Annotated in this window: 25 protein-coding genes; 16 read left to right on the top strand and 9 right to left on the bottom strand. The window is 65.5% G+C overall.

What is annotated here, in order from left to right:
- The first annotated feature begins 227 nt into the window (after positions 1 to 227).
- The gene (locus tag ACT3UL_RS03745; protein WP_193117192.1) at positions 228 to 791 is read left to right on the top strand and encodes a hypothetical protein; all 564 of its coding nucleotides are present in this window, start codon (positions 228 to 230) and stop codon (positions 789 to 791) included.
- A gap of 81 nt (positions 792 to 872) precedes the next feature.
- Entirely contained in the window at positions 873 to 1307 is a 435-nt protein-coding gene (locus ACT3UL_RS03740; RefSeq protein WP_193117193.1) for a hypothetical protein, read from the top strand.
- Between the two features lie 72 nt (positions 1308 to 1379).
- Here the strand turns inward: ACT3UL_RS03740 and ACT3UL_RS03735 are convergent, their stop codons facing one another.
- Together ACT3UL_RS03735 and ACT3UL_RS03730 are read right to left on the bottom strand one after the other, a co-directional pair.
- The gene (locus tag ACT3UL_RS03735) at positions 1380 to 1922 is read right to left on the bottom strand and encodes a DUF6036 family nucleotidyltransferase (protein WP_096166823.1); all 543 of its coding nucleotides are present in this window, start codon (positions 1920 to 1922) and stop codon (positions 1380 to 1382) included.
- Positions 1919 to 2422: a helix-turn-helix domain-containing protein gene (locus ACT3UL_RS03730; protein ID WP_096166822.1), complete on the bottom strand. Its 504-nt coding sequence runs from the start codon at positions 2420 to 2422 to the stop codon at positions 1919 to 1921. The genes ACT3UL_RS03735 and ACT3UL_RS03730 overlap by 4 nt, the downstream gene beginning before the upstream one ends.
- A 174-nt stretch (positions 2423 to 2596) precedes the next feature.
- Between ACT3UL_RS03730 and ACT3UL_RS03725 the strand changes: the two genes are divergently transcribed.
- Positions 2597 to 3877, top strand: a complete 1281-nt coding sequence (locus ACT3UL_RS03725; protein WP_444576809.1) for a J domain-containing protein — start codon at positions 2597 to 2599, stop codon at positions 3875 to 3877.
- Positions 3878 to 3969: 92 nt separating this feature from the next.
- Positions 3970 to 4527 (top strand): AAA family ATPase, encoded by a 558-nt coding sequence (locus ACT3UL_RS03720; protein WP_443344118.1) that lies wholly within the window; start codon positions 3970 to 3972, stop codon positions 4525 to 4527.
- A 65-nt stretch (positions 4528 to 4592) separates the two neighbouring features.
- Here the strand turns inward: ACT3UL_RS03720 and ACT3UL_RS03715 are convergent, their stop codons facing one another.
- A complete protein-coding gene (locus tag ACT3UL_RS03715; RefSeq protein WP_443344116.1) occupies positions 4593 to 5576 on the bottom strand; it encodes a hypothetical protein in 984 nt (327 codons plus the stop codon).
- 446 nt (positions 5577 to 6022) lie between these two features.
- On the opposite strand from ACT3UL_RS03715, the gene ACT3UL_RS03710 reads away from it, so the two are divergent.
- From ACT3UL_RS03710 to ACT3UL_RS03695, 4 genes are all read left to right on the top strand, one after another.
- Positions 6023 to 6493, top strand: a complete 471-nt coding sequence (locus ACT3UL_RS03710) for a hypothetical protein (RefSeq protein ID WP_443344115.1) — start codon at positions 6023 to 6025, stop codon at positions 6491 to 6493.
- Complete coding sequence (locus ACT3UL_RS03705; protein ID WP_443344113.1) at positions 6486 to 7397, top strand: alpha/beta hydrolase fold domain-containing protein; 912 nt, start codon at positions 6486 to 6488, stop codon at positions 7395 to 7397. Before ACT3UL_RS03710 ends, ACT3UL_RS03705 begins: the two co-directional genes overlap by 8 nt.
- Before the next feature lie 12 nt (positions 7398 to 7409).
- On the top strand, positions 7410 to 7895 hold the full coding sequence (locus tag ACT3UL_RS03700) for a hypothetical protein (protein WP_443344111.1): 486 nt from the start codon (positions 7410 to 7412) through the stop codon (positions 7893 to 7895).
- Between the two features lie 453 nt (positions 7896 to 8348).
- Positions 8349 to 8972, top strand: coding sequence for a hypothetical protein (locus ACT3UL_RS03695; RefSeq protein ID WP_444576808.1), 624 nt, complete (start codon positions 8349 to 8351; stop codon positions 8970 to 8972).
- A gap of 3 nt (positions 8973 to 8975) precedes the next feature.
- Here the strand turns inward: ACT3UL_RS03695 and ACT3UL_RS03690 are convergent, their stop codons facing one another.
- The 6 genes from ACT3UL_RS03690 to ACT3UL_RS03665 form a co-directional block, all read right to left on the bottom strand.
- A complete protein-coding gene (locus tag ACT3UL_RS03690) occupies positions 8976 to 9167 on the bottom strand; it encodes a hypothetical protein (protein WP_443344107.1) in 192 nt (63 codons plus the stop codon).
- Between the two features lie 28 nt (positions 9168 to 9195).
- Entirely contained in the window at positions 9196 to 9483 is a 288-nt protein-coding gene (locus ACT3UL_RS03685; protein WP_443344105.1) for a DUF7455 domain-containing protein, read from the bottom strand.
- A 38-nt stretch (positions 9484 to 9521) separates the two neighbouring features.
- Positions 9522 to 10916: a DapH/DapD/GlmU-related protein gene (locus ACT3UL_RS03680; RefSeq protein ID WP_444576807.1), complete on the bottom strand. Its 1395-nt coding sequence runs from the start codon at positions 10914 to 10916 to the stop codon at positions 9522 to 9524.
- A gap of 55 nt (positions 10917 to 10971) precedes the next feature.
- Positions 10972 to 11178 carry a hypothetical protein gene (locus ACT3UL_RS03675; RefSeq protein WP_443344102.1) on the bottom strand — a complete coding sequence of 69 codons (207 nt, stop codon included), beginning with the start codon at positions 11176 to 11178 and terminating at the stop codon, positions 10972 to 10974.
- A 43-nt stretch (positions 11179 to 11221) separates the two neighbouring features.
- Positions 11222 to 12418, bottom strand: coding sequence for a hypothetical protein (locus tag ACT3UL_RS03670; protein ID WP_443344100.1), 1197 nt, complete (start codon positions 12416 to 12418; stop codon positions 11222 to 11224).
- 71 nt (positions 12419 to 12489) lie between these two features.
- Entirely contained in the window at positions 12490 to 13065 is a 576-nt protein-coding gene (locus ACT3UL_RS03665; RefSeq protein ID WP_443344098.1) for a hypothetical protein, read from the bottom strand.
- Positions 13066 to 13245: 180 nt separating this feature from the next.
- On the opposite strand from ACT3UL_RS03665, the gene ACT3UL_RS03660 reads away from it, so the two are divergent.
- The 8 genes from ACT3UL_RS03660 (at position 13246) to ACT3UL_RS03625 (ending at position 20373) form a co-directional block, all read left to right on the top strand.
- Positions 13246 to 13866 (top strand): hypothetical protein, encoded by a 621-nt coding sequence (locus tag ACT3UL_RS03660; protein ID WP_443401182.1) that lies wholly within the window; start codon positions 13246 to 13248, stop codon positions 13864 to 13866.
- A gap of 162 nt (positions 13867 to 14028) precedes the next feature.
- Complete coding sequence (cmtR, locus tag ACT3UL_RS03655) at positions 14029 to 14409, top strand: Cd(II)/Pb(II)-sensing metalloregulatory transcriptional regulator CmtR (RefSeq protein WP_444576978.1); 381 nt, start codon at positions 14029 to 14031, stop codon at positions 14407 to 14409.
- A complete protein-coding gene (locus ACT3UL_RS03650) occupies positions 14406 to 16439 on the top strand; it encodes a heavy metal translocating P-type ATPase (RefSeq protein WP_444576806.1) in 2034 nt (677 codons plus the stop codon). Before cmtR ends, ACT3UL_RS03650 begins: the two co-directional genes overlap by 4 nt.
- Positions 16436 to 17083 carry a DsbA family protein gene (locus ACT3UL_RS03645; protein WP_443401180.1) on the top strand — a complete coding sequence of 216 codons (648 nt, stop codon included), beginning with the start codon at positions 16436 to 16438 and terminating at the stop codon, positions 17081 to 17083. Before ACT3UL_RS03650 ends, ACT3UL_RS03645 begins: the two co-directional genes overlap by 4 nt.
- Positions 17064 to 17699: a vitamin K epoxide reductase family protein gene (locus ACT3UL_RS03640; RefSeq protein ID WP_444576805.1), complete on the top strand. Its 636-nt coding sequence runs from the start codon at positions 17064 to 17066 to the stop codon at positions 17697 to 17699. The genes ACT3UL_RS03645 and ACT3UL_RS03640 overlap by 20 nt, the downstream gene beginning before the upstream one ends.
- A gap of 65 nt (positions 17700 to 17764) precedes the next feature.
- Entirely contained in the window at positions 17765 to 18364 is a 600-nt protein-coding gene (locus ACT3UL_RS03635; RefSeq protein ID WP_443344086.1) for a TlpA family protein disulfide reductase, read from the top strand.
- Positions 18361 to 19203, top strand: a complete 843-nt coding sequence (locus tag ACT3UL_RS03630) for a cytochrome c biogenesis CcdA family protein (RefSeq protein ID WP_443344084.1) — start codon at positions 18361 to 18363, stop codon at positions 19201 to 19203. The genes ACT3UL_RS03635 and ACT3UL_RS03630 overlap by 4 nt, the downstream gene beginning before the upstream one ends.
- Before the next feature lie 342 nt (positions 19204 to 19545).
- Positions 19546 to 20373, top strand: coding sequence for a C40 family peptidase (locus tag ACT3UL_RS03625; protein ID WP_444576804.1), 828 nt, complete (start codon positions 19546 to 19548; stop codon positions 20371 to 20373).
- The last annotated feature ends 86 nt before the right edge of the window (positions 20374 to 20459 follow it).

Below are 20459 nucleotides of genomic sequence, written 5' to 3'. Positions count from 1 at the left end.
CGGCCCTCTGTTGATAAATTTCGTTTGACACGTGAACTCAACGTCCGATAATGGCTGTTACCGGACATTGAATGATCCTGAAGAGTCTGCCGGCGTGGATTCCACACTTTCTGACCTCGACCCTACGTGGTGCGACGGTCACATTCTGCGGCACACTCACTTCGAGGCCATCACGCAGGAAGTGTCTGCTGCTCGAATTGGCGATTCGGGTATGGAATGCTTTGTTGATGCCCATAGTCCGCAGCACCAAGCCAAATCCCGACGAGCAGATCCCGGTCGCTCTCGCCGCGCGCATCGTCGGCATCGATCGCTCCTCCCTGGCGCACCTGGTTGATCACGGGCTCGTGCCCCGCCTCGACGTCGACGCCGTACGAGCGTTGGCCACCAGTGGCGAGGTCGTGGCGAAGAGCTCCGACTCGCCGAGCCCTCTCGTCATCCGCCTGGATGTCAACCCCGCCGTGCAGCGGATCGTGGACATGAGCGAGGACGAGCTCTCCCAGAGCGCCCAAGGACCCCATCGTCTCCCCGGGTCCTCGCTCGGCCGCGACGTGCTGCTGTGCGTGCGCTCGTTCGTCATCGCCACGGGGACCCTCGAGGAACTGGGAGATCCGATCCAGCTGGTCTCCGATCGACGAGGTCGCGACATCACCGGACGCACAGTCTCCGTCCGCATCACTCACCGACTGGGCGTTCTCACCTCTCGGCCTACGAAGGCGGTCGAGGATGCTCGGTGGCTCGGCCGGTGCGCCCGAGTCGGCACCGGTGGCGCAGTGCTGCCCCTGAAGTCCTAACGCCTCCTGTCCTGCCAGGTCGTCCTCGCGCCCACTGCACGAGTATCCGGACGAGCCGGGCCACGAGGAGCAGGAGCCGCCATGACCACCATCGCCCAGCACGCCGAGCCCCAGCGTCTCGGGAACCCGCGGACCGTGCAGTCGCGCCTGCGCACCGCCGAGTTCAGCGACGACGTGGAAGCCCTCGATCAGCTCGCCCACTCCGAGGTTCCCGGCGAGGTGCTGCGGAAGATCGCGCACAACCCGGCGACGTCCGAGGCCACGCTCGAGCATCTGATCGACCTCGACCAGCGGTGGCTCACCTTCCCCGTCACGCGCCGCTGCGACCTCTCCCCCGCGTTCATCGACCGGATCGCCCGCCGGCTCACCGACCGCAACGCGATCTTCCACGCCTCCAGCGCCCCGAACGCCTCCCCGGAGACCCTGCACTACCTGGCGGAGCACCCGTCCGCTCCTCCGGCCACCACAGAGACCGTCACTCAGCGTCTCGGCGCGGGCGATACTTCCGTTTCGTGACAATGCAGGGCTGGGGAACAGGGAAGAGACGGTAGATCGCGCTCGGCTGCTCGAACCGTCCGCTGACTCGTCTTAGGTCTCGTAGCTGCTCAAGAAGCCGCGAATCCGGTTCTTCACGAGCGCATGCTGATCGGGCAACAAATCGCATCGCGCCTGGAGTATTGGGAGTTCCAGCATGTCTGCTTGGAGGAGTGCGTCGACGAAGGCCAGATCTTTCGGGCGGTGCGCTCCGAGCTTGGCGATCGTGAGATCGTGCGGCTCCAAGAAGTGAGGATCGGCTGGGTCAGATGATCGCAGCGGCCAGCTGATCAGCCGGTCGCGCCAGCCTGATGGCAGGTAAGTTGCAGTGTCGACGTGCACGCCTTCCGCGTAGACGCCATTGGCCTGGTGAAACTGGGACATCTCGCCGATCACGGCTTCGACGTCATCTGCCTTGGCGCGGTCAGGATCGTCGAGGAACCCGATGTCGGCCTCGATGGACGCGGTGGCGGCGGCCGGAAGCTCGTCCTCATCGTAGGTACCCAGGATGGACTGGGAGCCGATGACCAGGACGTCGCGATCGCCAGCCACGTCGCACGCGGCGCGCAGGAGGTGGGCGAGATCGGTGCGTCTCACGCGGCTGCGTGCTCGCCATCCCAGTGCTCACGGAAGGACCGCAGCACCTGGCGTCGTTCGATATCGGAGAGCACTCCCGCAAAGGGACTGTTCTGACGAAGTTCGCTGGAGACCTCATCGGTGCCGACGAGCACCGGAACGACAGAGTCCACGCCGCCTTCGATGACCTGCTCCCACCGCTGGAGGTAGCTAGTCGCCATCCCGTCCTCACGGTGGATGGACTTCCAGCTGCTCAGGTTCGACCTCGCCGTGTCGAGCACGGACGCGGGCTCGATCATGAGGTGGCCGAGCAGCGCGCGGTGCAGCCACAGGCTCTTCTCCTGCTCGCGCGTGAGCAAAGGCGTGATCATGCGCTCGACGTCGGAACGTCGGATCCGTCGGTGGGTACCGGCGCGGGTGCAGGGCAGCTCCCCGCGATCGCACAGGTCGACAACATGCTGACGCGAGACGCCGAGCATGGTCGCCGTCTCGCCGGTGGTCAGCCAGTCATTGGTGGTCATGTCGCCATTCTACCGCTAAACACCATAAACACAACGGCGCCCCGTTCGGCTCGCACACCATCGCCACAGTGAAGCAAGGGTGCGGCGACTGTCCGCGATAGCGTGATCGTCCCGCCAGAGCACGACTTCGCCCACTGGCGCGAAGCACAGGGGTGGACGGACGGAGGTGGCGACGTGGCGCTGACGCACTACGAGACCCTCGGCGTACCCAGGGACGCTTCAAGAGCCGACATCACTGCTGCGTTCCGGTCACAGATGCGGGCCTTACATGGTGATGCCGGCGGGGACGACGAGCTCGCCAAGCACGTCAGCTCCGCATACAACGTCCTGTCCAATGCGTCCCGGCGGGCCACCTACGACCGCACGCTCGCACCCGATGCCCCTGCTTCCGCACCCGAGCCTGCGCCAGCCTCGACGACCGCGCGGCGGCGCGTGTTCCACTCCGACGCCGGGACCGCGGCCGCGTCGATGCTGGATGTCGATCCCTCCCAGTGGGACTGGCACGTCCCCGCCGAGGAGGCTGCAGCTCGACCGGACAAGAAATCGCCGCCCCGCCGGCATGGACGCAGGATCTTGCTCGTGATCGCCTTCCTGGCCTGGACCCTGGCCGGTACGGCTGCCGCGACAACTCTCGGTTTGCCACTGGCTCGCATCGGGCTGGTCTCGACATTGGTGGCGCTCCTGTGCGGCGCGGGTGCGCATCTGCTCTGGTCGCTGCTCGTAATCACGCGAAGCCTGCTCCACCGGTGGGGAATCTTCGCGGCTCTACTCGTCGCAGCAGCAGGTGCCGTGTTCATCTACCTCGACGCCGGCACTCCCCTCCCCATGCTCGGCAGCGCCCTGTGCCTCGTCGCGACTTCGCTGACGACCTATGCGTCGTTCGGCGTCGTGCTGGCCCGCGGCTCCCGGGACGAGAGCATCATCGACTCCTCGTTCATCACCCAGGTCGGCGCCACTTCGCTTGGTCCGCGGAACGCTGACGTCGAGCGACTCCTCGGCGCCCTGACCGGTGCATTCGGTCACCGTGACGGGGTGCGCGTCATCCTGCTGCCCGATCGCGTAACGCCGAAGGGCGGCGTATCCAAGGTGCGGTCGCAGGTCGCCGTTGTCGTCGGCCGGTCCATGCACCTGGTCGCGATCCCGCCACTCGGCGCCGAAGGCCTGGAGATCTCCGGGTCCGAAGTGATCAGCGACGGCCAGGTGCATCGCAACGTCGTCCGCGACGAAGTGCAGGCCCTCCGCGCGCGATACGGCCGAGGCACCGACGTCCACGGCTACGTCATACCGACGCAGCTCTCGACCATTCCGCTGGCGGTTCAGGCGGTCGATGGGATCTCGTTCGGTTCACTCACCCAGGTGATCGATGCTGTTGGCACCGATACCGGCTCGAGCCTCGAACGACCTAACGCGCTGTTTCGTCACCGGGCGCTGGAGTCCATGTCCCTGTTGGTCTGAGGGAACGGGGCGCGGTCGTTGGCCCGCTCGTGGCCGTCAATGGCTGCCCTATTCAAGGCGACGGAAGGCTGAGTCAGCGGTAGGTTGCAGAAATGACTCTGACGCTGATGTGCGGACTCTCCTTCTCCGGCAAGAGCACCCTAGCGGCCCGCTTAGCGGAGGGTCTACCCGCAAGCGTGATCAGCCTCGATCTCATCAACGAGGAGCGCGGCCTATACGGGGGCCAGGGCATTCCAGTGGAAGAGTGGTCTCGGACGAACCAGATGGCACACGAACGTGGCCAAGCTCTTCTCGAGGCAGGGCACCACGTCGTCGTGGATGACACCGGCTCGCCTCGTTTCATCCGGGACGACTGGCGGGATGTCGCGGAGAGAGCCGGCGCCCCCTTCGCAGTCGTCTGGGTGCAGATCGATGTCGACCTGCAAAACCAACGCATTCGCGCGAACAGACAGTCCCACGAGCGCCCCGACGTCACGGATGCTGTCCTGCAAGAGCATCGCTCAAGCTTCGAGCCACCGACCGACGAAGATGCACTAATCATGAACGCCGCGAGCACAGCCGACGACGCGTTAGTTGCGGCGCTGGTGAGTCAACTCGGCGCCCTCCGCCTCCCCTTGACCACCCAGGACGGCCCCAAGGGTCGCTCATAGTCATGAACCGCAGTCAGCTCAAGGCGGCGCCTCCCACGAGCGCGGCAGCGACTCGCTGAGGCGCGTCACGTGGTGCGTTGATAGTCGTCGAAGAAGTCGCGGGCCACAGACAGCGCTTCCTGTAGGCGTGCGGTGAGCTCGCGCCGCGCGGCGGGCTCCGAAATCTCGAGGCGCTCAAGAAGCTCGCGCCGAGTGGGGAACTCTCCAATCGCGTGATGAGCGAAGTACGCGCGCGCAACGTCGGCCGACCTGACCGGTTCGCGCTTCAGTCGCCGAGTTCGCGACTGTTCCCGCGCCCGGTCCAGTTGCTCGCACCGGAAGATCACGGCTCTGATCCGATCCGACCAGTTCAACGGCCCCGCGTCCGCTGGCGCCCTGGTCGCCATTCGTACATCGTTCTCCACGGTGGCATCGTCAAGCGGCACGGCCTGCGCCGCGTGCAGGTCACTCCGCCAGATCAGCACCCCCTGACGTGCTGCGTCCTTGCGAGTGGCGCGCATACGATCGTTGTGGAAGACCACGAGTTCCTCGTCAGACGGTGGACAGCCGTGCTCGACCTCAAATAGCTGACGGGACTTGCTGACGTGGGTCGACTTGCGGTCCTGCGCACTGCCGCCGGGAACGCCTGCAGTGCCGTCCAGCAGCCCCTGTCGCCGATCGTCACGGATGCAGGACCTCGCCTCGGACTCCAGGATCATCGGGAGGTTCGCGGTGTAGTTGAACACCGGGCTGGTGCCGGGGCCGTCCTTGGCCCGCCACCGCTGAGTCACCATCCGTAGCAGCGCCTGGCCGAAGTACGACAGAGCCAGGTCGTCGTCGTCCCGCTGCAAGCGCGCGAACCGCTTGACGCGCCCGAGTACGCAGTGGACTTCAAGCATCTGCGCCTCGAGGAACTCGTCCAACAGCAACAGCATCTCCGTGTCGCTGGCCGCATGCAACACCGTGCACAGCTCTGCCTTCCAGGGCGTGTCGAGCGTGTCCCGATCGCACTCGCACCAGGCATGATGCTGCGCGAGGCGCATGGTCGCTGTAGCTCGGGCCTGGATCATCGTCAGCAAGATCTTCCGATCGAGGATGGGTGTCGGTAGCCGAAGTGCCAATGCGCCAGGTAGTGCCGGTAGGCGCCAACCCTCGAGAATCGCTTTTGGTCTACAGCATCCGTGGGGCCATTGGACTGAGGCGTCATTGTTGGTTCCTGACCTGGCCGACAAGCTGAAGGCAGTCGTTCACATCGAGCGAGACTGCCCGACCCGCTCGGACTCGGCCCCACCGCTGACCGAAGACGACCATCGAAGTTCAGTCGACGCTGGAGCGAATCTGTAGATGCGCCCAGGTTCACACACGCATCCATGGATGACAACCTTCAGATGCGGGAAGGCGACACGAGCGCATCTATGGATTGCCCGACTGATTCACGTGCGGTACGGTCGGCGCGAGGCGGGAAGCAGGAGCCGCTCGCCCGCCATGTCCACCGGAACGGGGAGCTGAGGCCGCAATGCCCAACGAGCCGCAGTCCAAAGAGCCAGCTGGCGACGATGTTCCAGGCCTGGCCGAACGACTTGACCTGCTGTTCCGGACGGTTCCCCGAGACCATGGAAGCTCCCAGCTTCACACCTCTGCCTCCGTTGCCGAGGAGCTCGAGCGGAAAAACATCTCCGTGACGCCGAACCACATCCGAGCCCTACGTACCGGACGTCGACGAAACCCTTCGTTTCGGCTCCTCGCGGGTCTCGCCGACATCTTCCAGGTGCCCCTCGACTACTTCGTCAACGACTCCGTCTCGGCCGAGATCCAGGAGTCATTGAAAACGGTGGTCGCCATGCGGGATACCGGTGTACAACAGCTCATGATGAGAGCTCATGGCGTCTCCGCTGAAAGCCTAGGACCGGTTCTCGCACTACTCGATCAGATCCGCCGCATTGAAGGGCTGGACGCCAGCAACGACCGTCCAGGTGAAAATGACTGACTCCCCGACGAAGCTGAGCCTCATGGGTCGCCTGATGCCAAGCATCATGCGTCTACGGCGATCCAATCGGAACCACCTGACACGAGACCATGTGCGCAGACACCTGGCGGAGCTGACAGAGCAGCCGCAGTCGTACGACCCGCCTAAGCGGTTGCGCCGCGGAGTTCGAGTCGACGCTCAAGATCACCACGGCTGGACGATCCACACCATCACACCCACCGATATCGAACCTCAGGGAGTCGTCGTCTACCTCCACGGCGGCGGGTGGATCGATGAGGCCGCACAGCAACACTGGTGGCTAGTCCAACAGATCGCCGCCGAAGCCGGCACCACCGTGCTGATGCCGGTCTATCCGTTGGTCCACACCGGAGGTACCGCCGAGTCCGTCGTGCCTATCGTTGCGGAACTCAGCACGAACGAACAGGGCCCATTGGTGCTGATGGGCGACTCGGCTGGTGGCACCATCGCATTGTCCACCAGCCTCCTACTGAAGGAACGCGGGCGCCCGGCCGATCTCACGCTCCTGATCTCCCCCGCGCTCGACATGCGGATGGAGAACCCCGAGATCGATGAAGTTCAACCCCGAGATCCCTGGCTCGTGAAGAAGGGTCAGCTGATGTTGACCGAAATGTGGATCGGTGAGCACGGAGAAGACCCCATCCTCAACCCGTTCTTGGGCGACGTCCGCGGAGCTGGCCGACTCGTCATCTTCAGCGGTACTCGAGACCTTTTGAACCCCGACACTCGCCTCTTCGTCGCTCGCAGCTCAGAGGCCGGAGCAGAGGTCGAGTATCACGAACAACCTGGACACATTCATGTGTACCCGCTGCTCCCGACGCCCGAAGGGAAACGCGCCAGGCAGGCAATCGTCGACGCCGTCCGTGAGACTGTCACGGCGCTGTAGGAGTGTTTAAGCATGGGTCGCAGATTTTCGATGCAGGTGCGGGATGCGATTCGCATGGCGGACTCCATGATGCCGCGAAGCGGCGATGTCGAAGACCTCCTCACAAACATGTCCCAGACTCGCGATCGTCGAATCTCCATCCTGATTGCGTCCCTGGCATCGCCTCTGTCGGGCCTGCTGATTTCCACTGGCAAGGCTGACTATGTCGTGGTCGGCGACGAGGCATCTCCGGAGCGCCAGGTCGCGATCGTCTGTCACGAAGTGGCGCACCTACTGTTGGGACATGACGGCAACCGGTCGTTGTCGTCTGGTCTCATCGAATCAGGCCTACTTCAGGGGCTCAACCCGGATCTGGTTCGCTCGGTCGTCGCAGGTCGACATGCCTACGCTCACACCACGGAACTCGATGCAGAGACGGTAGCTACGCACATTTCAATCCAGCTCCGACGGAGGGTCATGCGCGGCGGGCACACATACTATGACGAGCTCTGGTGGTGACCCCACAGGATGAACTGGGCGTTCGCTGTACTCGGTCTTTGCGCAGGCATCCTTGGGATGGAGCGCTCGTGGCGCCTGCGAGGCGAGCCAATTTCGCTCACTCAAAGGGCAATCATCGTTGCGCTCTTCGCCATCGGTGTCGGTGCACTCGCGTACGGTACGGCTGACAGAACGGAACATTTTTTCAACATTGGGCGCCTCGCGTGGCATTGCTCAGCTGTGGTCATACTGGGCGCGCTCGAGGTGCTTATCGCCACCCTTCGATCGGAAATCGTTTCGTCTAGGGCGACTCGGCGGATTGTTGCCCGTTCAAGCTTCGTTGTCACTCTCATCTTGGTTGCTTGGCCTCTAGGAACAGCGCACGGAGCCTCGATAGGTGTGTCCAAATTCTCGGAACATGACTTTGCCTCCGCGGTCACCCTTCTAGTTTTCCCTGCGTATACCATTTGGGCTTTGTCTCAGGTAATCGCTTTAAGTATCTATAGATTTCCCCGAGACATCAAACGTCGGCCGATCAATACGATTGCGCTGTTCCTGATCGCGCTCGGTTGCGGTGGCTTCATCTGGACCAACGCCACCTCGGCGATCTACATGAACACTGGTCGGGCATCGGAAAGCGAAGGGGCCCTTGCCCTTTCGCCACTGAGCTTGGGGATCTGCGTTGCCGGTGCGACGATGTTAGGTGTCGGAGAAAGGTTGTACGACGAGCTGATGTCCCGATACCAGCTCACACGCCTCGGTCCCCTCTGGCGCCGCATGATTGAGCTGTCGGACCAAGATTTCCACCTACCGGTGCAGAGTTTCTCCGCGCCGGCAAGGCTTCAACGGGCCTACGTCGAGATCGCCGACGCCATCTGCACAGTCCGCGTGGTCGTCGACGGAAACTACGATCCGGATTCGATCGTCTCGGCGCTACGACGAGGTGACGTCACCACTGATTCGTCGTATCCGACTCTTTCACGCACTCTCCCTCCGCGACGGAGTCGCCGAGAGGACCTCCAGCTGATCACCGTTTTGGCGGCCACGTACCGCCGTAGTGCCAGGGCTACGAGGCGTCTCACCGCGGCGCAGCATTAATCCTCACCTGCCAAGAGTGCTACTCAGCGCTCCCGCGACGGCGTCGTCGCTTCGGGCGAGGTAGGCATCGATCATCTCTTCGATCTGCTCATGGGACAGCTCGGCTCGCACGCGTTCCATCGGCCAGCCGGCGGCATCGAGCAGCTCGATGTCCTCGTGCAGCTGCTCGAACGGAGCAAGAGTCGGCGTCATCATGGCGGGTTCTCCTTCGTCCTGGGTTCGGTTAGCGGGGTGACATGGGCAGGTAGTACGAGCCGTTCGGGATGTCTGCGCGGATGCGGAGCGCGGTGCGTTCGAACGCGCGCCAAGACTGGCGGGCGTGGTGCCCGCACAGGTAGATCTGGCAAGTCAGGTAGATCGCCTTCACCTTGGCCAACGCGGACGGGCAGCGGTCGCACGAGGTCCCCTCGGAGGTGACTGTCGGTGTCTGTCCGAACAGGGTGTCCGCGCGCCGGGGCGGGACCGATAGCGGAGTCGCCTTGAGCGTGCGGTGCGGCGCCGTGGTGGTCATGCCCGCCCAGTGGGCGCTCCCCTGCCGTCACGGGACGATCAACGAGGAGTCTCCGTCACGACCGCCCCGCGGGGGACGTAGCCATCGTCTTCGACGCGGGCGTACGGCTCGATGACCGCGTTGTCCTCGATGACAGACCGTTCCCCCAGCTCCGCGCCGTAGCCCGTCTGGGCACCGTGCCCGACCGTCACACCTTCACCGATCATCGAACCGTTGATGACGGAGAAGTCGCCGATTCGCGCCCGATCGCAGATGTCCGTGCCCGCTCCGGTGACCACTGCCCGGCCGATTTCTGCCGCCGAGCCGACCAGGGTGCGCTCACCGAGCCTCGCGCCCGAGCGGATGATGGCGCGGTCCAGGACCTCGCAATCGCCGTCGATCTGGGTGACGACCTCATCGGAGTGGGCGCCGCTAGGCCCGTGGACCTGGACGGACTCTCCGATCTCCGTCCCGTCCCGGAGCGTGATCGTCCCGTCGAGCGTCGAGCCAGCGCCGATCGCGATGGTTTCGTTCAGCTCGCTGGCTCCGTCCGCGCCCTTGATCGTGACTCCCTCCCCAGTGGAGAGCTCCCCGGCAACTTCGGCCGCGGTGAGGGTGGTCTTGTCGCCGAGCTGCGTGTCGTCCGCGAACCGTGAGCTGGCACCGACATCCACCTTCACTCCGTCGCCGATCTGGACGCGGTCTCCCCAGGTGCTGCCGCCGAGCAGCCTTGAGCGAGGGCCGACCTCGAGTTCGTCACCGAACGTCCCCTCGATTCGGCTGCGGCTGCCGATCCGCGCCCCGCTACCCACAATCGAACCGGCATGGATCTCCGTGCTCTTCCCGATCATGACCGAATCACCGACCCGGCTCGAATGTCGGATGGACGAGCGGTCCTCGAGCACGCTGTCCTCCCCGAGCACAGCATCCTCATCGATCGTCACCTGAGCACCGATGCGCGCTGACTGCTCGACTCGCACGTTCCGACCGAGCCGCGCGCCCTCACCCACCGAGACCTCCTCGTCGAGCACAACCCCGTCGCCGAGCACGGAGCTGGCCTGCAAGACCACGCCCTGACGAATCGTGACCCTCTCCCCCACGCTGGCTCCTTCCCCGATCGAGGCATCATCCTCGATGCTCGTGCTGGCCCCGAACCGAGCCCCATCCCGGATCACCACCCCCTCCCCGATACTCACGCCGGCACCGATCGTGACGTCTTCCCCGATGCGGGCCCCGTCGCCGATGCGCACGCCCTCTTCGATCTGGGCACTGGCCGCGATCTGGGAATCTTCCCCGATGATCGGGCGGGCCTCGGCGTGTGGTGCCGGGATCGGGATGTCCGCCTCGCCGCGGGACATGGCAGCGAACTCACCCCAGTTTCCCTGCTCGCCGGTATCTCGCTTCCGCACCTTCGAGCTGAAACTGCTTGCCGTCCGGGCCTTCGTAGCCATCATGGGGTTCCTCCTCGCCGTCAACCCGTAACCCGGGCAGAGTTCTGCGTGCCGGGGTTCAGGGACTGTCGGACTCGAGCCCCGTACCGGGCAGATCAGCCTCGCCACGGCTGGCAAACGGGATCGCGGCCCGAAGCTCGTCAAATATCTGTCCGAGCTCGGTGCGGTGGTGGTACCCGTACAGCGCAACGAGGCTGATCGCGAGCAGGCCGACTAATACTGTGCGGGCGCGCGAGAAGCGGGACTGAGGGTTCCTGCTGCTCATGTCCGCCCCAGTGGGCGACAGCTGCGCCTCGTGGGACGCGCCCTCACTGGTTCAGGTAGTCCTCATCCGCATCGGCCTCGAAATGCTCGGCGAGCTCGGGGTGCTTCTCTTCGTATGAGGTCCTGGTCATTTCGTCGAGGCGGTGCTTTTCCTCGAGCGCTGTGGTGCCGTGCTTCTCGGCGAGGGTACTGGCGATCACGGGACGCATCCTGGCCCGCCAGTCTGCCCGCGCTTCTTGGTCCCGGCGGTACTCGGCGAACTCGGGCAATGTTTTCCCCGTCGTCCTCCTGAGGTTGATGGCGTCGCCCATGCCACGGGCCCAGGCGGTCTCCGCGTCCCGTTCGGTGGAGATCACCTCCCGCACCTTCCCGGCATCGCCCAGGTCCTCCTCGAACCGCAGCGGCTTCCCATCCTTCGACACGGCGGCCGCGAGCTTCTCCGCCCGCTTTCGTGCCCGCTTCTCCGCTGGGGTCAGCGTCGCCCACGCCTCCCGCCGCTCCCGATCCCGCTGAGCCGCGAGCTCATCCGGCGTGTACATCTTCGTCGGCAGCGACGTCGCGTCACCCACGGGCGCCGAGGGGTAGCAGGTGGTGCAGGCGCGGTGGCCAGCAGCCGTGACGATCGCATCCTCATCGGCGCCGGAATAGTCAGTCAGCCACGCGTACTGAGTCGTGGGCCGGCACGTCGAACAGCCCATGCTCGAATGCACGTGACCGTTGCCGTTCGCGACAAGGAATGCGCGGTTCCAGCCGCCACGGATCCGGAACGCCTCCTCGAGCCCGTCGACCTGCTCCCGGGCCCGATCCACCTCCGCCTGGGCAGCCTCAACATCACGCAGGGGCCCGCGGATCTGCAACCCGGTCGCCTCAGATGCGGCACCGCCATCGGCGAGGATCACCCAGTCGCGGGCCGCCGTGAGCACCTGCTCATCAGTCCTAGCCCAGCCTTCACGTGGGCTGCGCCGATCCCCGACGGCCCGGTGCAGCTTGTCGAAACGACTGCGCAGGCGAGACCGGGTAGTTGCGAGAGCCTGGTCGACCTCCGCGGCATGCTCATCGAACTCGACTGGATCAGCAGAGCGCACATGGAACCCGAACCGCTCCACCAGAGCCACGTCATCGGAGCTGTGCTCACCGAGGCGTGGACTCACTTCGACGTCCACTTCCTGGCGCGCCACGGAGCCGAACTCCCCTGCATTGCCCGCCTCACCGGTGTCCCTCTTACGCGTGATGCCGCCCATCGCCTGCCTCCTCGAGACGCTCCTGTACCCGAGGAAGTGGGCGCCCCGTAGCCGTCGCGGGACGAGCGGAATCAGTCAACCGTGCGCACGTCGAAGACCACCTTGCTGAAGTCCGCGCCGGGGAACTCTGTTTCGAGCAGGTCCCGCACCATCGCCGGAGCGCCATCGATGTTCTCGACCTGCGTCACGAGGTCTTCGTTGCCGAGGGCGTACAGCTCCCAGCCCCCACTCCATCGCCGAGCATCAACGCGGACCGTCAGTCCAAGCAGCAATTTCGCCAGACGTTCAGCCCTTTCCACCTCAACAGCTTCCGCGCTCACCCCATCGAAGTCTTCGCCTGACTCCTGCTCGATCGCCATCGCATAACGCTGCAGCGCAGAAGCCGCGAGTGGTCGCAAGTACGGCTCGATCGACTCGGGAAACCGTGACTCTCCCGGTGCAAGCCGCGACCCTACGCTCATGAGCTCGCGCCCCAGGGTCTCGGTGTACGGCCACTCCGCCACGGAGCCCTTGGCGATGTTTTCCACCGCGTGAATGTACTCAGGCGCCAATCCGTCGGACGGAGTGGACGTCAGGTCGTCGGCGCAAGAGCTCAGGGCGAGGCGGATGGTCTCGACCTCGGCATCGTCCAGTGCGGGGGCGTTCATCGGGGGGTCCCTTCGTCGATTTCGACCAGCATGCCGGACGGGCCCGACAGCCCACCCCGGTGAGGACATGTCGCCCCTCGGAGTCAGTCTCGGATGCAAGCATTCACGACGTGGCAACGGACCCACGCGACCGCCGTATTCTCGTCTCGACACCCACCAGCGAAGGCGGGAGGTACCCGGATGAAGTTCACCGACGAGCAGCGCGCTGCCGTCGCCGCTGACGCGGCCACTCGGTACCGGGCTGGCGAGACGTGGGCCATGATCGCTGAGAGCTACGGACTGACATCCACCTACGTTCGTCGGTTAACGGTCGCCCGCCACGACATCCGCTTCCGCCGCTGGGGTCAGCAACCGCTCGCGGACGTCGACGAGGTAGCCAGGCGAAGGGACGACGGGCAGACCCTCGATCAGATCGCCGAAGATCTCGGTTGCTCCCGCCAGGCAATCCGCACCGCCCGCGAGACCGCGCAGTCCGCCCCAGTGACCCGCTACCCGCGTCTGTCTCAGCGTCGAGATCCCACCGCGGACGAGATCGCTGAACTGCGCGGACTCTACGAGGCGTGCCCACAGGCGCCGCGTAACCGCGAAGGATCGCGAGCAGTCCGCGGCGCCGAAGGGCGAGCCCTGGCAGAGGCGTGCCGAACTGTCGTCGACGATGGCGTGCCGATGGAGACGCTCTCGGTCGCGCTCGGTCGCGGGGCAACGTGGCTGCACTGGCTCCTCGGATGCCACGACCTGCGACCCGCGACTCGGCCGGTGCAGTCCACCTCTCGGCGCACGAGAGGTGCGGCGGTCGAGTAGCCGCTCCAGGGATGGGCACCTCCTCCCTCGGAACAAAATTCAGGGTTCGCTTCACGGTTCGAACCGGGGAGCGATGCTCGCTCTTCCAAAGTGGCACGAGCTTTCGCCCGTCGGGCGACTGCTGGTTCCGCAACTGGTCATCGTGTGCTGTATGGTCAGTGCATGCTGACTAAAGCTTCGCGCCTTGAGGTCATGAATCGTCTCGGCCGCGCCATGGCCGACCCCACCCGGTCCCGCATCCTGCTATCGCTCCTCGAGCGTCCCGGCTATCCAGCCGTCCTGGCGGAGGACCTGTCGCTGACGCGTACCAACGTGTCCAATCACCTCTCCTGCCTGCGTGGCTGCGGCATCGTGGTCGCGTCCCCCGAGGGTCGACGCACACGCTACGAGATCGCCGATGCGCACCTGACCAAGGCGCTCTCGGTCCTGGTCGATACCGTGCTCGCGGTTGATGACGGCCTTCCGTGCACGGACGAGGACTGTTATGTCCCACTGTGCTGCGACGCCTCCGTTGAGGTGCCATCCGAGGCGGGTACGCGATGAGCGACGAGTGCTGCGGCCCCGGGGAGCCCGTAATCCCCGTGGTGGAGGATGCATGCTGCGGAAGCAGCGGTCCGGCAGATCCGTCGGAGAAGCTCGAGCTAGAAGAGCTGACACCGTGGTGGCGCGATCGCGCACTGCTACTGCCGGTCGCATCCGGTGCCTTGTGGGTGGTGGGGCTCTTGATCGGTTGGGCGGGGCTCGACGCGATCGGTCTCGCGGCCCACGTTCTCGCCCTGCTGGCTGGGGCCTGGACCTTCGTCCCCGGTACTTTGCGTCGCCTTGTGCAGGGCCGTGGACGTGGTCGGCTTGGCGTCGGTCTGTTGATGACCATTGCCGCGCTCGGTGCGGTGCTGCTGGGACATATCGGTGAAGCCGCCGCCTTGGCGTTCCTGTTCTCCCTCGCAGAGGCGCTCGAGGACCGGTCGATGGATCGTGCGAAGCAGGGCCTGCGGGCACTGCTCGCCCTCATCCCTGAGACTGCTCGCGTCTCACGCCCGGAAGGGCCTCAGACCATCGCGGCTGCGGATGTCCGCACCGACGACGTGCTCCTGCTCGGCGCGGGAGACAAGGTCGCCACGGATGGGGTCATCGTCTCTGGACGCTCCTGGATGGATACCTCCGCGATCACGGGCGAGTCGATACCGGTCGAGGTCGGCCTTGGGGATGAGGTGCATGCGGGTTCGGTCAACGGCTCGGGCTCGCTATCGCTGCGTGCTACTGCTGACGGTCGAGACAACTCGCTGACTCAGATCGTGCGCCTGGTCGAGCAGGCTCACGCCGCCAAGGGCGAACGCGCACGCCTCGCTGATCGCATCGCCCGTCCCCTCGTCCCCGTGGTGCTGATCGTCGCCGCACTGGTCGCACTGATCGGCGTCCTCACCGGAGAACCGGCGATCTGGATCGAGCGCGCCCTGGTGGTGCTCGTCGCCGCGTCGCCCTGCGCGATGGCCATCGCTGTGCCGGTGACCGTGATCTCCTCGATCGGCTCCGCGAGCAAGCTCGGCGTCGTCATCAAGTCAGGCGCCGCCTTCGAGCAGCTAGGAACTATCCGCACTGTCGCTCTGGACAAGACCGGGACACTCACGCGCAACGAACCCCGCGTCGTGGACGTCGCCACAAGCGAAGGCCGCAGCCGTGAGGACGTCCTCGCAGCGGCCGCTGCTCTCGAATCCGCCAGCGCCCACCCCCTCGCCGCCGCCATCCTCGCCGCGACAGAGACCACGGTGGACGCCGACGATGTCCAGGAAACTCCCGGACACGGCATCACCGGCACCATCGATGGCCGGCTGATGCGGGTAGGAAGTCCCCGCTGGATCTCCCCCGGCCAGCTCGAGAACCGTACCCAGGAGATGGCGTCACGGGGAATGAGCGTCGTCATGATCGAAGAGGACGGCCGGGTGATCGGCGCTGTCGGCATCCGCGACGAGCTCCGCCCGGAGGCTGCCGCGACGGTCGCGGCGCTGCACGCCCAGGGCATCCGCACGGTCATGCTCACCGGTGACAACGCCCTGACCGCTCGTGCGATCGCGGCAGAGGCCGGTATCGAGGAGGTCCATGCCGAGCAGCTGCCCGCCGACAAGGCCGCCCACGTCCGTCGCCTCTCGGAGCAGGCCCCGACCGCGATGATCGGAGATGGCATCAACGATGCGCCGGCCCTCGCGTCAGCGACCGTGGGCATCGCGATGGGCGCGACCGGCACGGCAGCCGCTGTGGAGTCGGCCGACGTCGCCTTCACCGGCACCGATCTGCGACAGATTCCTGCCGCTCTGGCACATGCTCGCCGGGGCCGCCGCATCATGACCGGAAACATCGCCCTCGCGCTGGCGATCATCGTGGTGCTGTTCCCGCTGGCGCTGTTCGGGGTGCTGGGTCTGGCCGCGGTGGTGCTCGTCCATGAGGTCGCCGAGGTTGTGGTGATCGCCAACGGCATGCGGGCCGCACGCACTCGAGGGGTGGGCGCGCAGGTGCCGTCCAGTCCGGTCCGGCAGGATCTGCGTGAGACATCAAGCGTGGGAGGACGCGCCGCATGAGCAGGAGCATGAAATTCACCCTGGGGCTGATCGCAGCAGCTGCGCTGGTCCTCGCCGGGTTCGTCATCTTCCTCGACCCCAAGGAGAAGCAGACGGAACCGGCTGAGGCGTCGGGTTCCACCTCAGCCCAGCTCGTGCGCGAAGACAGTCCTCGGTTGTCCGACGGTGGCGACGTCGTCTTCGTGGAGTACCTCGACTTCGAATGCGAGGCCTGCCTGGCGCTGTACCCCTCGATCGAGGAGATCCGCGCCGAGTATGGCGACCAGGTGACCTTCGTGGTCCGCTACCTGCCTTTGCACGGAAACTCCGTCGAAGCCGCCAAGGCGGCCGAGGCCGCCGGCGCACAGGGTGAGTTCGAAGCCATGTACAAGGCGCTGTTCGACAACGCGGACAAGTGGAGTCATCAGGAGACCTCCCAGCGAGAGGCATTCTTCGGGTACGCCGAGAAGCTCGGACTCGACATGGAACGCTTCGAGCAGGTCTACGACGATCCGGCCACCCTCGAGCGCATCGAGCAGAGCGCTGCGGACGCCGAGGCGCTCGGTGTGACGAGCACTCCTACTTTCTTCGTCGACGGGGAGCGCCTGGAGCCCACCCGCGTCGAGGACCTCACGGACCCTCTCGATGCCGCACTTGAAGGCTGACGGCCTGGCCGCCGGGACGCCTCGGGAGTCGAGGAAGCCGCGCGGTCTGGGGATGCTCTTCACCGTCACCGGCGCAATCGGCCTGGTCATGGCTGTTGTGCTGCTGGTCGAGAAGATCGCTCTGATCGAGGATCCCAGCTACGTCCCCTCGTGCAGCCTCAATCCAGTGCTTTCCTGCGGCTCCGTGATGGACACCCCGCAGGCTTCAGCTTTCGGTATCCCGAATCCGATTTTCGGCATCGCCGGCTTCGCGGCCGTTCTCGCGCTCGGAGTCACGTTCCTCGCCGGGGCCCGTGTGGCGCGCTGGATGAGTGTGCTCATCCAGGCGGGCGTGACCTTCGCGGTGCTCTTCGCGCAGTGGCTGATCGGGCAGAGCCTGTACGAGATCGGGGCACTGTGCCCCTACTGCATGGTCGTGTGGGCAGTGACCATCCCGCTGTTCTTGTTCACGACCCTGCACCATCTCCGCGCCGTGGCAGACAGCTCCACCCCGGCCGTGCGGCGGGCCACCGATCTCGTGATCGAGTTCCGCGTCCCAGTGCTTGTGGCCTGGTATCTCGTGATCCTGGCCCTCATCGCCGTGAGGTTCTGGGACTACTGGTCCACGCTGATCTAGGCCCGGACGAGCTCACCTCCGGCCCCTCCGCTGTCCCCCCTCGAACATCTTGAAGGAGCGAGCACATGCGCGCCCACTCCCGGCGACGGATTCTGTACGCCACCGGTTTCTTGGCCGCTACCGGTCTGTTCACTGCCTGCGGCAGCGCTGACACCGGGGATCGCTACGGCTCCGAGGAAGCCGGATACGTCTCCGGCAACGGTGTGACCACAGAGATCGCTCCCGCCGATCGCTTAGAACCCGTCGAGTTCACCGGGACCAGCTACGACGGCGAACCCTTCGACTCCACAGACCACTGGGGATCGGTGCTGGTGGTCAACGTCTGGTACGCCTCCTGCCCGCCCTGCCGGGTGGAGGCCCCGGAACTGCAAGCGATCCACGAGGAGTACGCCGACCAGGGCGTCTCGTTCATCGGGATCAACGTCCGTGACCCCGCAGGACCCGCCGCGGCCTTCGAGGAGTCCTACGGCATCACCTACCCGTCGCTGCCGGACTCGGACGCAGAGATCATGTACCAGCTGCGCGGTCAAGTCGCGCCCAACGCGGTACCCACCACGCTCGTCCTCGACCAGGACGGCCGAGTCGCAGGCCGGATCTCCGGAGCGATCGACCCCTCCATCCTGAGATCGATGCTCGACGCCGTTCTCGCCGAAGGAGCCGCGTGAGCATCACCGGCCTCGCAGAGACCTTCCAGTCGATCGCCCTGTCCGGGTCCCTTCTGCTGGCCATCACCGTCGCCGCGATCGCAGGCCTGATCGCGTTCCTCTCACCATGCGTGCTGCCCATCGTGCCGGGCTACCTCGGTTACGTCTCCGGGCTCGCAGGACAAGGGCTGAAGACCACCAAGTCAACCGGGCAAGCGCCTGGGAGCACTGGGAAGGCGCGACGGTCGGCGACCCTATTCCGTGAGGGAACTGGGAGAATGATGGGGGGAAGCTTGCTGTTCGTCGCGGGCTTCGCGGTGGTATTCATGGCGCTGGGCGGATTTGCTGGCGCGATGGGATATCTCCTCCAGGCGCACGCAGTATGGATCAATCGAGTCGCGGGCCTCATCGTCGTGTTCATGGGACTCATTTTCATGGGCGTGTTCCCTCGATTGACAGGAAATATCCAGGTGTCCAGGAAACGCCCTGACGCTGGCCTTCTCGGAGCTCCATTGATGGGCTTCGTCTTCGGGCTGAGCTGGACCCCCTGCATCGGACCCACCTACGCCGCGATCATCGCGCTGTCCCTCGACGCCGGCGCCGACGGAGGATCTGCGCCCCGGGGCGCGATCCTGGCACTGGCGTACTCGCTCGGATTGGGCATCCCTTTCGTCCTCAGCGCCCTGCTGCTCGACAGAGCGATGGGAATGAGCAGGGCACTCGCGCGACATCGCCGACTCATCGGAGTCCTATCCGGGGCATTGCTCATCGCGATCGGCGTGCTGCTGCTCACGGGAATGTGGGCCTCATGGATGGATCAGCTGCAAGGATCCATCGCCACGTTCCAACCCGTTGTGTGAACCTCACGCAAGAGCCCTCCCCTGCCGACTCGCTCCCATGCGACCGACGAGGCACCGCCGCCTCCATCGGGATACGTGACCTCGGCCCCATTGCGACATCGGCGTTTGGTAAAGAGAGGGTCTGACCCCGGGGCCCGTGGGGGGAGAGTGTTCAAGAGAAGGAGAAATCGTCGGTCGGGGTCGCTCATGACGCTATGGCGAGGCCGTTTCGGTCGGTACGTTGGTTCCACCGGTGACGAGGTGCAAGATTCCCTCCCGACGTTAACTCTGCTGTCGACGTTGCCGCGACCAAATGCCAGACGACCCCGTGGATACACGCGGGGATATTCACGGAGAACATTCATGGCCACGAGCAATTCCCATCGCGCGGCCGGCCGCGCAATCACCCCCCTTCGCCACAGTGGACGCGCCCTGCGCGGCACCGGAGGCGCCGCCGTCCTCGGCACCGTCCTCCTCGGATCCGCCTTCGCCGGTGGTGCAGCACAGGCAGCACCCGCCGCCCCGGCAACCGCACCGTCCACGGCCACGCAGGCCGCTGCACCTACTGCTCCGGCGCCGGCGCAGGCTCTGTCCTCCTCCGAGAAGCTTCGCTGGGGATCCCAGGGAGCCTCGGTCGAGCAGCTCCAGTCCGCACTGAATGATGAGGGTTCCTCACTGACCGTCGACGGAAAGTTCGGCCCGCGCACCCATGGCGCGGTGAAGGACTACCAGCAGGCCAAGGGCCTGCAGGTCGATGGCGTCGTGGGCCCTGAGACACGCGGCTCCCTGAACGGTTCGGCTGCAGGCGGTGGCGGTGGCGGTGCGTCAGCTCCTGCGCCCGCATCCTCCACGAGCAGCTCGGGGCAGGCGATCGTCGATGCCGCGCGCAGCCAGGTTGGCGTCACGTACTCGTGGGGTACCTCCAAGCCGGGCGTCAGCTTCGACTGCTCGGGCCTGAGCGCCTACGCGTACGCGCAGGTCGGCATCGACCTGCCTCGCACCTCGTCGCAGCAGGAGGCGGCCGGCACCACGATCTCGAAGTCCGAGGCCCAGCCCGGCGACCTCGTGGTGTGGCCCGGCCACCTCGGCATCTACGCGGGTGGCGACACGGTCATCGACGCCGGCAACAGCGCTGGCTCCGTCAAGGAACGGACCATCTGGGGCAACCCCACCTTCGTCTCCTTCCGCTGAGTCCAGCGACGACCCGCGGCGCGCACTCCACCATCGAGTGGGGTGCGCGCCGTTTCGTCACCTCGCGGCCAGGAGACGTGCGGATC

This window comes from Brachybacterium sp. 107, from assembly GCF_052379725.1.
In the GTDB taxonomy this organism is placed as follows: domain Bacteria; phylum Actinomycetota; class Actinomycetes; order Actinomycetales; family Dermabacteraceae; genus Brachybacterium.
This window is presented reverse-complemented; position numbering and strand designations above follow the sequence as displayed.

Coding starts and splice junctions, on each gene's coding strand:
- ACT3UL_RS03745 (WP_193117192.1), top strand. CDS start 228: ATGCCCATAGTCCGCAGCACCAAGCCAAATCCCGACGAGCAGATCCCG.
- ACT3UL_RS03740 (WP_193117193.1), top strand. CDS start 873: ATGACCACCATCGCCCAGCACGCCGAGCCCCAGCGTCTCGGGAACCCG.
- ACT3UL_RS03685 (WP_443344105.1), bottom strand. CDS start 9,483: ATGACCACCACGGCGCCGCACCGCACGCTCAAGGCGACTCCGCTATCG.
- ACT3UL_RS03660 (WP_443401182.1), top strand. CDS start 13,246: ATGAAGTTCACCGACGAGCAGCGCGCTGCCGTCGCCGCTGACGCGGCC.
- ACT3UL_RS03680 (WP_444576807.1), bottom strand. CDS start 10,916: ATGATGGCTACGAAGGCCCGGACGGCAAGCAGTTTCAGCTCGAAGGTG.
- ACT3UL_RS03675 (WP_443344102.1), bottom strand. CDS start 11,178: ATGAGCAGCAGGAACCCTCAGTCCCGCTTCTCGCGCGCCCGCACAGTA.
- ACT3UL_RS03665 (WP_443344098.1), bottom strand. CDS start 13,065: ATGAACGCCCCCGCACTGGACGATGCCGAGGTCGAGACCATCCGCCTC.
- cmtR (WP_444576978.1), top strand. CDS start 14,029: ATGCTGACTAAAGCTTCGCGCCTTGAGGTCATGAATCGTCTCGGCCGC.
- ACT3UL_RS03700 (WP_443344111.1), top strand. CDS start 7,410: ATGGGTCGCAGATTTTCGATGCAGGTGCGGGATGCGATTCGCATGGCG.
- ACT3UL_RS03635 (WP_443344086.1), top strand. CDS start 17,765: ATGCGCGCCCACTCCCGGCGACGGATTCTGTACGCCACCGGTTTCTTG.
- ACT3UL_RS03645 (WP_443401180.1), top strand. CDS start 16,436: ATGAGCAGGAGCATGAAATTCACCCTGGGGCTGATCGCAGCAGCTGCG.
- ACT3UL_RS03690 (WP_443344107.1), bottom strand. CDS start 9,167: ATGATGACGCCGACTCTTGCTCCGTTCGAGCAGCTGCACGAGGACATC.
- ACT3UL_RS03730 (WP_096166822.1), bottom strand. CDS start 2,422: ATGACCACCAATGACTGGCTGACCACCGGCGAGACGGCGACCATGCTC.
- ACT3UL_RS03640 (WP_444576805.1), top strand. CDS start 17,064: ATGCCGCACTTGAAGGCTGACGGCCTGGCCGCCGGGACGCCTCGGGAG.
- ACT3UL_RS03710 (WP_443344115.1), top strand. CDS start 6,023: ATGCCCAACGAGCCGCAGTCCAAAGAGCCAGCTGGCGACGATGTTCCA.
- ACT3UL_RS03705 (WP_443344113.1), top strand. CDS start 6,486: ATGACTGACTCCCCGACGAAGCTGAGCCTCATGGGTCGCCTGATGCCA.
- ACT3UL_RS03720 (WP_443344118.1), top strand. CDS start 3,970: ATGACTCTGACGCTGATGTGCGGACTCTCCTTCTCCGGCAAGAGCACC.
- ACT3UL_RS03650 (WP_444576806.1), top strand. CDS start 14,406: ATGAGCGACGAGTGCTGCGGCCCCGGGGAGCCCGTAATCCCCGTGGTG.
- ACT3UL_RS03625 (WP_444576804.1), top strand. CDS start 19,546: ATGGCCACGAGCAATTCCCATCGCGCGGCCGGCCGCGCAATCACCCCC.
- ACT3UL_RS03715 (WP_443344116.1), bottom strand. CDS start 5,576: ATGATCCAGGCCCGAGCTACAGCGACCATGCGCCTCGCGCAGCATCAT.
- ACT3UL_RS03670 (WP_443344100.1), bottom strand. CDS start 12,418: ATGGGCGGCATCACGCGTAAGAGGGACACCGGTGAGGCGGGCAATGCA.